Annotated in this window: 11 protein-coding genes; 8 read left to right on the top strand and 3 right to left on the bottom strand. The window is 38.7% G+C overall.

Annotation, left to right across the window (positions count from 1 at the left end; translation table 11 throughout):
- Positions 1-12: 12 nt before the first annotated feature.
- Both RCZ04_RS09930 and RCZ04_RS09925 read right to left on the bottom strand, forming a co-directional pair.
- On the bottom strand, positions 13-705 hold the full coding sequence (locus RCZ04_RS09930) for an LrgB family protein (RefSeq protein ID WP_460485882.1): 693 nt from the start codon (positions 703-705) through the stop codon (positions 13-15).
- On the bottom strand, positions 705-1,049 hold the full coding sequence (locus tag RCZ04_RS09925) for a CidA/LrgA family protein (RefSeq protein WP_460485881.1): 345 nt from the start codon (positions 1,047-1,049) through the stop codon (positions 705-707). The genes RCZ04_RS09930 and RCZ04_RS09925 overlap by 1 nt, the downstream gene beginning before the upstream one ends.
- Before the next feature lie 128 nt (positions 1,050-1,177).
- On the opposite strand from RCZ04_RS09925, the gene RCZ04_RS09920 reads away from it, so the two are divergent.
- Both RCZ04_RS09920 and RCZ04_RS09915 read left to right on the top strand, forming a co-directional pair.
- Positions 1,178-2,140 carry a hypothetical protein gene (locus tag RCZ04_RS09920; RefSeq protein WP_460485880.1) on the top strand — a complete coding sequence of 321 codons (963 nt, stop codon included), beginning with the start codon at positions 1,178-1,180 and terminating at the stop codon, positions 2,138-2,140.
- A gap of 133 nt (positions 2,141-2,273) precedes the next feature.
- The gene (locus RCZ04_RS09915) at positions 2,274-4,691 is read left to right on the top strand and encodes a glycoside hydrolase family 95 protein (protein ID WP_460485879.1); all 2,418 of its coding nucleotides are present in this window, start codon (positions 2,274-2,276) and stop codon (positions 4,689-4,691) included.
- A 220-nt stretch (positions 4,692-4,911) separates the two neighbouring features.
- Here the strand turns inward: RCZ04_RS09915 and RCZ04_RS09910 are convergent, their stop codons facing one another.
- Positions 4,912-6,171: a M64 family metallopeptidase gene (locus RCZ04_RS09910; RefSeq protein ID WP_460485878.1), complete on the bottom strand. Its 1,260-nt coding sequence runs from the start codon at positions 6,169-6,171 to the stop codon at positions 4,912-4,914.
- 419 nt (positions 6,172-6,590) lie between these two features.
- Here RCZ04_RS09910 and RCZ04_RS09905 point away from each other — a divergent pair, with 419 nt between their 5' ends.
- The 6 genes from RCZ04_RS09905 (at position 6,591) to RCZ04_RS09880 (ending at position 13,296) form a co-directional block, all read left to right on the top strand.
- The gene (locus RCZ04_RS09905) at positions 6,591-7,619 is read left to right on the top strand and encodes a glycosyltransferase family 9 protein (RefSeq protein WP_460485877.1); all 1,029 of its coding nucleotides are present in this window, start codon (positions 6,591-6,593) and stop codon (positions 7,617-7,619) included.
- 271 nt (positions 7,620-7,890) lie between these two features.
- The gene (locus RCZ04_RS09900; protein WP_460485876.1) at positions 7,891-8,610 is read left to right on the top strand and encodes a head GIN domain-containing protein; all 720 of its coding nucleotides are present in this window, start codon (positions 7,891-7,893) and stop codon (positions 8,608-8,610) included.
- A gap of 7 nt (positions 8,611-8,617) precedes the next feature.
- Positions 8,618-9,037: a type II 3-dehydroquinate dehydratase gene (gene aroQ / locus RCZ04_RS09895; RefSeq protein ID WP_460485875.1), complete on the top strand. Its 420-nt coding sequence runs from the start codon at positions 8,618-8,620 to the stop codon at positions 9,035-9,037.
- A 24-nt stretch (positions 9,038-9,061) separates the two neighbouring features.
- Positions 9,062-11,857 carry an AsmA family protein gene (locus tag RCZ04_RS09890; protein WP_460485874.1) on the top strand — a complete coding sequence of 932 codons (2,796 nt, stop codon included), beginning with the start codon at positions 9,062-9,064 and terminating at the stop codon, positions 11,855-11,857.
- Positions 11,814-12,338, top strand: coding sequence for a methylated-DNA--[protein]-cysteine S-methyltransferase (locus RCZ04_RS09885; protein ID WP_460485873.1), 525 nt, complete (start codon positions 11,814-11,816; stop codon positions 12,336-12,338). Before RCZ04_RS09890 ends, RCZ04_RS09885 begins: the two co-directional genes overlap by 44 nt.
- A 13-nt stretch (positions 12,339-12,351) precedes the next feature.
- Positions 12,352-13,296, top strand: coding sequence for a GSCFA domain-containing protein (locus RCZ04_RS09880; RefSeq protein ID WP_460485872.1), 945 nt, complete (start codon positions 12,352-12,354; stop codon positions 13,294-13,296).

The following is a 13,296-nucleotide window of genomic DNA, read 5'->3' as shown; positions in this document are numbered from 1 at the left end:
GCAATAACTTATTTAAAAAAGCAAATGTACTACTGGCGGAGCTAATACAGCGGTAAAGATACCGTTAAAAATCATTCCTAAGCTAGCATAAACAGCGTATTTTTCACTTAAGCTGAAGGCTGCCATAATACCCAAAGCGTGAGAAGCGGTGCCCAATGAAATACCTTTAGCCATAGGACTTTTGATGCGAAACCAATTCAGAAAGGTAAGACCAAAGAGGTTCCCCAAGAAACCAGTAGTCATTACTGCCATTACTGTAATAGGTTCGATGCCGTTGAGCATACGTGAAACTTCTAACGCAATGGGGGTAGTAACCGATTTAGGAGCTAATGAAATAGCGATATCGTCTTCAAGACCTAACCATTTAGCAACCAAGCAAACGGTAAGTACCCCTACTAAGCTACCTACAAACTGAGAGATTACTAAAGGGATTAGCTGTTTTTTTATTTTGGAGAGCTGTAAATAGAGTGGTACGCCTAAAGCTACGATAGACGGTTTGAGCCAAAAATCAATATACTTGCCTGCTTCTTCGTATTTTTCAGGAGAAATGCCGAAGATAATTAGATAAGAAATAAGTACTAAAACAGTGATTAATACGGGGTTCAAAAAAACAGAATTATACTTGCGTTGCAAGAGTAATACCCCGTAATAAAGGATAAAAGTAATAGCCAAAAGGACGGCTTCGTTTTCTACAAAAGGTTTCATTATTTTAATTTTTTACGGAAGAATTGATATACGTGACCCGTTACAATAATCACCACGACAGTACTGATGATGATAGAGAGGAAGATAGCTAAAAAGTTTTCGCCTATCTGTTTAAAGTATGCCATAATACCAATACTTGGGGGCACGAAAAACAATCCTAAGTTAGAAATTAGTAAATCTGAGAGAGCTTTTATAGATTGCAATTTCACCCAACCAAGCTCTAAAAAAAGGGTGAGAAATAGCATTCCGATGATACTTGAGGGGAAAGGAATGTGAGTGAGAGCAACGATGAGTTCTCCTAAGCCTAAGCAACCGAAAACGATTGCAAAATAACGTATTAACATAATAATTGTATACTTAAAAAGCGGGTGCAAAAGTACTATTTCTTTTTTTAATAGTGTTAAAAAAAACATAAAAATTTGCTTGTTATATATTTTTTTATCTACATTTGCGGAGTAAAAAAACATAAGTTATGAGTAATAATTACGACAAACCTATTTTTATGGACTCAGCGTCCAATGGTACAGATGGAGGACAATCGTATCCTTCATACAATGATGATGACAAACCGAGAGGTGGTGTTTTATCGAAGATTTTAATTGCTATTTTGGCATTGGCAACAGGAGGTTTAGGTTATTACACCTATTCTCTTAACAAAAGCAAAGATGCAACAGAAGCAGATCTTAACACTCAAAAAGAACAAGTGCTTAAAGATTTGAACGCTTTGAAAGGAAGCTACGACAAAGTAGTGGACGACAACAAAAACGTGAATCAGGATTTGCTTGATGCACGAGACAAGATTGGTAAGTACATCGATTCATTGCAGAATATGAAACTTAATGTTTCAGCATTGGCTCGATTTAAAAACCAAGCGTTTGCACTTGCTAAAGAGCGCGATTTCTTAATCAGAAAGAACGACTCATTGACGCGTGCCAACACTGCTATCAGAAAGGATTTAGACAGCGTGTCAGTAAAATTAGACGACACAAGTGCTAAAGCCGATTCACTTGCTCGCCAAGCTAATAGCTTAAAGAAAGTGGTGGAAGCTGGTTCTGCACTTCAGATTAGCAAACTTACAATTGAAGCCGTAAAAGGCACTAAGAACAAAGCAACCGATAGAGGTCGTGCTGCTGAAAAAATAAAAGTTTGCTTTACTGTGGGAGCTAACAGAATAGCAAGGTCAGGCTCAAGATACTTCTATGTGAAAGTAGTTTCACCTTCAGGAGTTACCTTAGGAGCTAATGACTCTACCTCAGAAGGAGAAAACACAGTGAATTATAGTACAGCTACTCACTTCATCTACGACAATAAGAACGTGGATGTGTGTGACTTTATCAATAAAACAGGAAAAGAATTTGATAAAGGCACTTATAAAGTAACTGTTTATGATGATAGCCTCAACGAAGTAGGTTCAGCAGATTTATTATTGAAATAGCAGTTTCTTAATATAAAAAATAAAAACAGTTCCATAATAAGTATGGGGCTGTTTTTTTTTTTTGAATAATATTTGCAAGTGAGCTACTTGTTTTGTACTTTTGCGATATCTTAATTAAAAAATATACCAACTTATGAGAACCAACTTATTTATTATGTTATTACTTTTAGGAATGCTACTAAAAGCACAACCTCAAGATGTATCAGTAGTGTTTCACAAACCAGCAAATCATTTTACTGAAAGTATCCCTATTGGGAATGGGCGTTTAGGAGCTATGCTTTTTGGAAAGACTGATGTAGACCGAATTGTGCTCAATGAAATCTCGTTATGGTCAGGTGGGACACAAGATGCCGATGACCCTAATGCTCATAAGTACCTAAAAGAAATTCAAAGATTACTTTTAGAAGGGAAGAACTTAGAGGCACAAGCACTCTTGCAACAGCATTTTGTAGCTAAAGGGAAGGGTTCTTGTTTAGGACAAGGAGCTAACTGTAGCTATGGCTGTTATCAAGTATTGGCAGAACTGTTATTGGATTGGAAAACATCTACCCCTGTTCAAGATTACAAGCGTATATTACGCCTTGATGAAGCAATAGCTATCACTTCGTTTAAACGAGATAATAACCAAATAGAACAAACAGCTTTTGCTGATTTTAAAAACGATGTAATATGGGTGAAGATAAAAGCTACTTCTGCACTCAACTTAGATATCTCACTCTTCCGCAAAGAGAATGCTACGATTAGTTATCAGAACGATAGAATTACTCTTAACGGCGTGTTGCCTAATGGCAATAAAGAAGGTATGCACTTTGCATCGGTAATTGATGTTCAAACTGATGGTAAATTAGAGACTACCAATAAAGCGATAGCAATTCAGTCGGCAAAGGAAATTACCTTGAGGATAAGTGCTGTAACTAACTATAACTTTAATAAGGGAGGACTTTTGGATATTTCAGTAGCTAAAAAAGCTGATGAGTATTTACAAAAAGCTCCTATGAGTTTTGATAAAGCTATGGCTGAAAGTCGTGCTATTTTTCAACAGTTGTTTAATAGTAACCGCTGGTATGGAAAGGTAAATTCCCAAACAGAGAGTCTTACTACTTTTGAGCGATTGGAACGTTTTTATAAAGGTGAAGACGCCTTACTACCTATTTTATATTATAACTTTGGTCGTTATTTGCTTATCTCTTCTTCACGTGAAGGACTTTTGCCTGCCAATTTGCAAGGTTTATGGGCAGAGGAATATCAAACACCTTGGAATGGCGATTATCATTTAAATATTAACATACAGATGAACTATTGGCTTGCTGAGCCTACCAACCTATCACAGCTTACTGAGTCTTTACAAAGGTTTACTAAAAACTTAGTGCCCAATGGTAGCAAAACAGCCAAAGCCTATTACAATGCTAATGGCTGGGTGGCTCACGTTATTAGCAATCCTTGGTTTTATACTTCGCCAGGTGAATCGGCGACGTGGGGGTCTACTCTTACGGGAGGCGCTTGGCTATGCGAACACATTTGGCAACATTATCTCTTCACTAAAGATATTAATTTCCTCAGAGAGTATTACCCTGTGCTTAAAGAAGCTACAACCTTCTTTGAGAATCTACTTATTAAAGACCCGAAAACGGGTTATTGGGTAACAGCCCCTTCAAACTCTCCTGAAAATGCTTATCTGTTACCAGAACTGAAAGACGGCAAGAGACAAATAGGCACTACTTGTATGGCTCCTACTATGGATATGCAAATAGTTAGGGAGCTCTTTACTAATACAAGTGAAGCAGCTAAGATATTAGGTTTAGATAGTAAAAAACGCACCCAATGGGAAGCTATCAGTAAGAATACCGTGCCTAATCGCATCGGTAAAAAGGGAGACCTTAACGAATGGCTTGACGATTGGGAAGATGCTGAACCACAGCATAGGCACGTTTCACATCTTTACGGCTTATATCCGTATGATGAGATTACTCCTTGGGACACACCAGATTTAGCCAAAGCAGCTGAAAAGACATTAGAAATGCGTGGTGATGCAGGAACGGGGTGGTCACGTGCGTGGAAGATAAATTTTTGGGCACGATTACAAGACGGTAATCACGCTTTACTCTTGTTACGCCAATTATTACGTCCTGTAAATCCTAATATTACTAATGGACAAGGAGGAGGCACTTATCCTAATTTGTTTTGTGCACACCCTCCGTTCCAGATAGATGGGAACTTTGGAGGTACAGCAGGTATTGCTGAAATGCTCTTACAAAGTCACGGGAAGGAAAGTACGATTAGATTTTTACCTGCACTCCCTTCTCACCCTGATTGGGAAAACGGTGTTATGAAAGGTATGAGAGCACGGAATGGATTTGAAGTAAACTTTGAATGGCAACAATACAAATTGCAGAAAGCTGAAATCACTTCGTTAAATGGAGAGAGATGCAGTGTGTTATTACCTGCCAATAAAAATGTGTATTACAAAGGCAAAGTGATTGTAAGAGGAAGTAGCAAAGATAGAGTTATAACGTTCAAGACAGAGAAGAACAAAACATATAGTATTTATTAAAAGAGCTCAATAAAAGGAAAAGGCGCACTAAGATTTTCTTAGTGCGCCTTTTTTATTTGTAATACCAATCAAGGGTTGAATTAGCTTACTGAATATAAACATCCCCCCAGCCCCCTCAAGGGGGGAGATGTGACTCAAAAGCGACAATACACTATATATCAGTGATAAATATTCTTCAACTCTTGATTCATATTTGTATTGTTGAGTACTAATTAGGGTATTATTTGGTATAAAACTCTACTATTTTGCGAATAGCACGCTCACACACGGGGCAGAAACTTTTTGGTTCGTTAGACTTCATACGGCAGTCTTGTACGGGACTGTAAATACCTTTACTGGTATAGCCACCACCTTCAAAAGCACCCACAACATCTTTATACTTAGGAATGCGAGGAGTAGGGATAGGTGTCTTCTTTTTTACCATATCCTTCCATTTACTCTCAAAGCTTACCAATGAGGTAATGTTTTCTTCCCAAGGTTCAATTTTAGTATTGTACATCTCTTGAAAAGTGGGATCCCAATCGTAGTAATATTCATCGGCGAGACCAACAAAACCGTGTCCGAACTCGTGTATGTATACCTTTTCAGAAAGGGCGTTATCGGCAGTGCCTAAATTTAGGTGATTGTAGAAACCACCCCCTCCGTAAGTTTCGGTATTTACTAAGATATAGAGTTGGTCATAAGGGACAACTGAAGCTGCATCGGCTATTTCACAAATGCTGTTAGTAGTGAGATAACGCTCTTGATTGAAAGTATAGAATGATGAGTTAAATGCTGTGTTTTTAAAAATGTTCTTACCAGGAACATCGGTACCGCTTTCTTGAGAAGGGACAGCTATGGCGTATACATTAAAATCGTTTTTGAGTTTATCGAAAGGGGGAATGGTAAACATATAGTCAGTCATACGCTGCGCATCGGCATAGAATTTCTCGGCTTCGGCTTGGGTATATCCTTCGGCTAAGATAGCAATATCTACTTTTTTGGAAGCTTCACCATTATACAGCAATTTCTTCACGGGATAGGCAATGACCTTTTCTTCTTTTATAAAATAGTCGTTAGGGTCTATCTCACGAGTAGCTATGGTTTCGAACACTCCTTCACGATTGCGTTTATCGATGTGTAAAGTTAGTTTCTTTTTAGGGAAAGGAACTTGCATAGCGTGATAAAAGAGTCGTTTTTCATTCTTGGCTTCATCTACTTCCATCCACTCATCGGCGAGGGAGTTGAAGCCTTTTGAGAAGACAAGTTTTTCGCCGTCGAATAGTTGAAGGCGCTGGTTGCCTAAGTTAGGGAAAATGAGGTGAGTGATAGAGCCTCCCCAGTAAGGTTCAGTTTTAAGCTGTTGAAAAATTACTTCCATACGCTGGGCGTCGGCTAAGAGATTAAAGTCGATTCTGAGGCTTTTGGAGCCATCGAAAACGGTGCTATTTTGAGCAAAAATAGACTGTACGATAAAAAAAACTAAAAATAAGTGTCTCATATTATAAATTTTTATTACATTTGCATATCCATTAACTATTTTCGATGAGAGTTAAGAGTTTTAATGAATGTATTAAGAATCTCTTTTTATTAGAAAAGAGATAACCTCCCCCTGACCCCCTCCAAAGGGAGAAGTGTGGTGGCTCTCATTTTTAATCTCAATCACAAGGCAAGAGGGAAGGGATTTTTATTTGGAAAAATATTCTACCTTATAGCTATCTTATACGAACCTTATACGAATCTTATACGATAGACGAAGGAATAACGAGCCTATTTTGAACCTTGCCTATCTATAAAGCGAAGGAATGATGGAAAAATGTTCTATCACTCTTATAAGAATTAGCAAAAACAACTTTATTAACAGTACCTCTTCTATTGAGAAGCCAAAGGTACTAATAAAACTTTAAATACCAAAACAAAATGGAACATTTAGCTATTTTCAGAATGTCGGCGATGGGAGATGTAGCCATCAGCGTGCCGGTTGTAACAGCTTTTTCGGAGCAATATCCTGATGTAAAAATTACTTACTTAACGCGACCGTTATTTGCACCGATGTTTTCACATATACCTAATTTGGAGGTATTCACTCCCGAAATTAACGGAAAACACAGTGGTTTATTGGGGCTGTACAAACTGTATAAGGAACTAATGGCGAAGGGGATTGACGGTGTGGCAGACATTCACAATGTGTTACGCACTAATGTACTGAAGTTTTACTTCAAGGGAAGTAAAATACCTTTTAAGCAAATAGATAAAGGACGCGGAGAAAAACGGGCGCTTACCAGCTATAAGTGTAAAGTGTTTGAACCTTTAAAGCCTTCGTATGAGCGGTATGCTGATGTGTTTGCTTCATTGGGTTTCCCGATTGACTTGAGTGAACAATATATTTTACCACCAGCTGACCCGAGTGAAACGGTACAGAAATTGCTGTGTGAAGGCGTGCGCATTGGGGTTGCTCCGTTTGCGTCGTACATAGGCAAACAGTACCCATTTGAAAAGATGTGCGAGGTGATAGAGGCACTTTCTCAGCGGTATGACAACGGCAAGATTTACATTTTTGGAGGAGGAAAAGAAGAGGAAGAGCAGGTGAGCAAAATAGACTTGCCTAATACTGAAAATATGGTAGGGAAGCTCTCGTTCAAACAAGAGTTGGAGCTCATTTCGCACTTAGACATAATGATAGCGATGGATAGTGGGAATGCGCACCTATCGGCAATGTATGGTGTGCCAACGCTTACCTTATGGGGAGTAACGCACCCTTATGCGGGGTTTTACCCTTATGCTCAGCCCAAGGAGAATGCTCTTTTGGCAGATAGAGAGCGGTATCCGCTCATTCCTACTTCGGTATATGGGAAGAAATACCCCAAAGGATATGAAAAAGCCATTGAGACGATTACAGTTGAGGAGGTTGTAGCGAAGACTGAGGAGATACTTAATAATGTGAATTAAGTTAAACCTAAGTATTTTGAAAACATCCCCCTATTCACTTACTCCGCTATCGCGGACAACCTTCAAAGGGGGAAGGTAGAGACGTAAAAGAGACTTATTAGGACAATCAACTTAGCCAAAGTTTCAAACTTTGGCTAAGTGAAGGACACAGTTGATTATTAAATTGATAGACTTTGTCAAAGTCCCAAACTTTGACAAAGTGCAGGGGGTAAGATTCGCAAATCAATTGTGATAGAGTATAATTTTAACAGAAGAGAAATAATTAAAACAGATGAAATATATGAAAAGAATGATTACATTTATCCTTGTAACATTAATTGTTAGCATAGGATACAGCCAAAAGAAGACTGAAAAAGGTAAAGAAGTTATCACCGAAGAGAGAAAAGTAGCGAATTATGACGCTATAGAAGTTTCGGGAGCTTATAATCTTGTACTCACAGAAGGAGAGGTAGGCAAAATAAAAGTGAAAGGACAGAAAGAGGTGCTTTCGTATTTAGAGACCAAAGTGTCCAACAATGTGCTTTATGTAAGCATTGACAGGAAGTACTCACTTAAAACCTCCATTACTGTATATGTGCCTATTGACACTCATTTGAAGAGAGTAATAGGGAAAGGGGCTGTGGATATCTCTACAGAAAAGAAATTGCAAGTAGGCTCATTGTTAGTGAAATTAGAGGGTGGTGGTGACCTTGAAGCATCGGTAACGGCTACTTCACTTGATTTACAAGTGGCTGGAGCAGGAGACATAGACATTGCAGGAGAAACCAAAAGCCTAAGTGTATACGTGAAAGGAGCTGGCGATGTAGATGCTGATGAGCTTAAGGCTGAAAAAGCTACTTTGCGCATAGCGGGAGCAGGAGATATATCGGCTTATGTAACGCAAGAGGTAGATGCTTCTATCGCAGGAGCAGGAGGCATTACTGTGAAAGGAAATCCGCCTGTATTTAAGAAGAGCGTGAAAGGAATAGGGCGTATTAAAATAGAAGAATAACGTAGATATGAAGAAAATCATCATTATCAATGGACCTAACTTGAACCTGTTAGGTCTTCGGGAGCCTGCTGTTTATGGCAATCAGACCTTTGAGGATTACCTAAAGGAACTGCATAGGAAATATCTGGATATTGAACTGTATTATTTCCAGAGTAATTACGAGGGGGCACTGATAGACAAGTTGCACCACATAGGTTTTGAGTATGACGGCATTATACTGAATGCAGGAGCTTATACGCATACCTCGGTAGCCCTTGCCGATGCAGTGGCAGCAATTACTACGCCCGTAGTAGAAGTGCATATTTCTAATACTTTTACGCGAGAAGCGTTTAGGCATCAGTCGTTTTTATCGCCAGTAGTGAAGGGAGTAGTGGTAGGTTTTGGCTTGAAGAGCTATGAATTGGCACTACAGAGTTTTATAGATTAAACGGATTAGGCTTTTAATGATTTGATGAAGAAGTATATCCTAAAAGGTTTAAAGGTATTGGGAGTGCTGATAGCATTGCTATTGGCATTCATCATTATTTTTCCGATGGTGTATCCTGAGTACGTAACTGAGAAGGTTAAGAAGCTCGCCAATGACAATCTGAACGGAGAAATTAACTTTTCAAAAGCTAAGTTATCTTTCTTTACCCACTTCCCGTCGCTTACGCTTAACCTTGACAACTTCTTGATGAAAGGCTCTAAGCCCTATGAAAATGATACACTTGTGGCAGTAAAACAAATATCTTTAGGGATAGATGTAAAGGAATTATTATTCTCTAAGAAAATTGATATAGAGGAAATATACCTAAAGAATGCCTTTGTGCATATAAAAGTAAACAAACAAGGCGAGGCTAATTACAACGTTTACAAATCATCGGGAGAGGAGAGTCGCTCGGAGAGTGATGACGCACGTGTGGATTTACAGCGGATTCAACTGAAAAATACCCGATTGATTTACGATGATAAATCAACAGAGATTTATATTCAAGCCAATGGTTTTAATTACTTAGGTAAAGGAGGCTTAGAGGCTTCTATCTTCGATTTGCGTACTAAAGCAGAAATACAATCATTGGATTTTCTTTTTGGAGGGGAAACATATTTGAAGAACAAGCACGTAAATGCCGAGCTTATTACTCAAATTAATACAAATTCATTAGCTTTTATCTTTCAGCAAAACAACTTAAAGATAAACCGATTGCCTGTAGATTTTAACGGTAAGTTAGACTTTTTGAACAATGGATATGATATTGATTTAGAGATACAATCTAAAGATAGTAATCTTGATGACTTCTTTACCGCCCTTCCTCCCCAATTTACAAAATGGCATAAGAAAGCTACTCTTAAAGGTAAGACCGATATATACTTTTCAATGAAAGGGCAATATATAGCCTCACAGCATTTGAGTCCGGATATTTACTTAAAGATGAAAGTGCGCGATGGTTATGTAGGCTACGAGGGAGTGCCTGCTCCTGCCGAAAATGTGTACTTGAATGTAGAAACAAGATTGCCCTCATTGAACGTAGACAAAGTAGCTGTAAAGCTGGATTCTATTTACTTTGATATAGGTAAGGAGTACTTTTCGGGGATTGTAAGTCTCGATGGTTTGAAGCCCCCAGTAATTGATGCTAAAGTAAGAGCGAACATCAATGTGGAGAATGTGATGCACTTGATGGATATGAAAGACTTCCAACTGAAAGGGATGCTCTTGGCAAACTTAAAGAGTAAGGGAACTTATGCTCCCGAACAGCGATTGTTTCCTATCACAAAAGGGCTTTTGGAGTTCTCCGATGGTTATGTAAAGACACCCTACTATCCCAATCCGGTTACTGATATTCACTTTAAAGGGGATATTGAAAACACTGATGGCACGATGAAGACATTGGCAGTACATTTATCTCCTGCGACGTTCTTGTTTGAAGAGAAGCCTTTTACGGTGAATTTATCGATGGAGAATTTTGACAATATCCGATATGATATACAAGCCAAAGGAGAGTTAGATATAGCCAGAATTTATAAAGTATTCTCACAAAAAGGCTTAGAATTAGAAGGTTATGCCAAAGCAGACCTTACCCTAAAAGGCACTCAGAGTGATGCTACCAATGGGCGTTATCACTTGTTGCACAATAAGGGGGTGATAGAACTGCGCAATATCAAGACCACAACAGAATACTTGCCTAAACCGTTTATCATTCAGCAAGGAGTCTTTCGCTTCAATCAAGACAATATGCACTTTACCAACTTCCGTGCTACCTATGGGAAATCGGACTTTTTGATGAACGGACGAATGAGCAATGCTATTAACTTCTTCCTATCAAACAACCAAGTATTGAAAGGGAACTTTACGGTAAGCTCTAACTACCTTGATATAGATGAGTTTATGTATGCTTCAGCTCCTGCTGAAGAGATAAAAGAAGCAGAAGAAACAACAGTTACCAATGATACTCCAGCTGAAAAGGGGGTGGTGATTGTGCCTAAGCTCTTTAACTTTAATTTAAATGCTAATCTTAAGAACGTAGCTTTACAAGGGCTCACTGTTCATAATTTGAGAGGTAGCACGCAGCTGAACAGAGGTACCTTAGCTTTGCGAAACGTGAGTTTTAATATTATTGGAGTTTCAACACAAATAAATGCTAAATACGCTGATGAAACTCCTAAACTCGCTAACTTTAGTTTCAAGATTAAAGCACAAGATTTTGATGTACAACGAGCCTACAAGGAAGTGAAAATGTTCAGGGAAATGGTGGCAATGGCAAAAGACGCTAAAGGTATTATTTCATTGGATTACAATGTAGAAGGGAAGCTAAACGATGAGATGTTACCCATTTATCCATCGCTAAAAGGAGGGGGCGTACTATCGGTGAAGAACGTGCAGCTAAAAGGGTTTAAGCTCTTTAATGTTATCAGTGATAGAACAGGTACCGATGGACTAAGAGACGCTAACCTTTCGACGATTGACATCAAGAGCACTATAAAGAACAATCTCATTACGGTAGAACGGTTTAAGTTTAAAGTATCAGGGTTTAGACCACGTATAGAAGGGCAGAGTAGCTTTGACGGGAAGTTGAACTTTAAGATGCGTTTAGGCTTACCACCTTTAGGGATTATTGGAATACCTATTAAAGTAACGGGAACGCAAGAGAACCCTAAGATAGGTTTAGGCAAAAAGTCTAAAGATTTAGAAGAAACAGAATACGACCCTAATAATACAGAAGCTATCAATGAAGAAGAACAAAACGGTGAAACTGTACAAAAAGAGAATTGATACTCCCATAGGTGAGATGCTGGGTATAGCTACTGATGAGGCAATTTGTATGCTTGACTTTGTTGATAGTAAAAACTGGCTCAAAGACCAAGAAATACTTGTAAAGCATTACCAAACCACAGTGGTAGAAGAAAGCTCTTTATTGCTATTAGAATTAGAAAAGCAACTGAAAGAGTATTTTGCCAAGAAGCGCAAAGAGTTTAGTCTGCCGTTAGCATTGGTGGGGACTTCATTTCAAGAGGAAGTATGGAAAGTGTTACAGACAATCCCATATGGAGAAACACGTTCGTATAAAGAGCAAGCTACCGTTGTAGGGAACCCCAAAGGAGTGAGAGCCGTAGCCAATGCCAATGGGAAGAACCGTATTTCAATCATTATTCCTTGTCATCGTGTTATAGGTTCAGACGGGACACTTACAGGCTATGCCAGTGGTGTTGAGAGGAAGCAATTTCTGTTGGATTTAGAAAGGAGCAACACTTAATAGATTTATTATTATGGATTTTAGAACTATTGTGCCCATACCTAAGGCTACTAAACACATTACCTATCACTCACGGATACTGAGTATAGGTTCGTGTTTTGCTGTGAATATGGCACAAAAGTTCAGTTATTATAAACTTCCTGTTGTGGTAAACCCTTTTGGGATACTCTTTCACCCCTTAGCTATTGAAAATGTACTTAGTAGAGCCATAGAACACAGACCTTATGAGGCTGGAGATTTCTTTTTGCACAACGAACTTTGGCACAGTTTTGATTTCCATTCGGATATGAGCAAACCGAGTTTAGAGGAGGCTGTTCATCTTGCCAATACGCAACAAAAAGCGCTTTATCACGCATTAGAAAAAGCAGATTTCTGTTTTATCACTCTTGGTACGGCTTGGGTATACATCTATAACAGTACTGATAAGATAGTGGCAAATTGCCATAAAGTGCCTCAGCAACACTTCTCAAAACGACTATTATCAGTAGATGAGATAGGGGAGAGCCTTACCCGTATTATAGCACTGTTGAAGAAGGTGAATAAAGACTTGCAGTGTGTCTTCACTATTTCGCCTGTGCGACACTTGAAAGATGGTTTTTTAGAAAACCAAGTGAGCAAGGCACATTTGTTAGTAGCACTTTATTCGGTACTTTCATCAGGGGAGTGTGCTTATTTTCCAGCCTATGAATTGCTTTTAGATGAGCTTCGCGATTACCGCTTTTACACCAATGATATGGTACACCCATCGGAAATGGCTATAAACTATATTTGGGAGCGTTTGGTAGAAACATATATAGATAAGGCTACACAGACAGATATGAAACAAGTTGATGCTATACAGAAAGGCTTACAACATCGTCCTTTTAACCCTGATACAGAGAGTCATCAGCAGTTTCAAAAACAGTTGCGACAGAAGATAGAGGATTTTAAAAGGAAATACCCTCATATTGAGATATAA

The organism is Capnocytophaga sp. HP1101 (genome assembly GCF_054772415.1).
The sequence above is the reverse complement of the archived record's forward strand: the minus strand, read 5'-3'. Positions and strand labels throughout refer to the sequence as shown.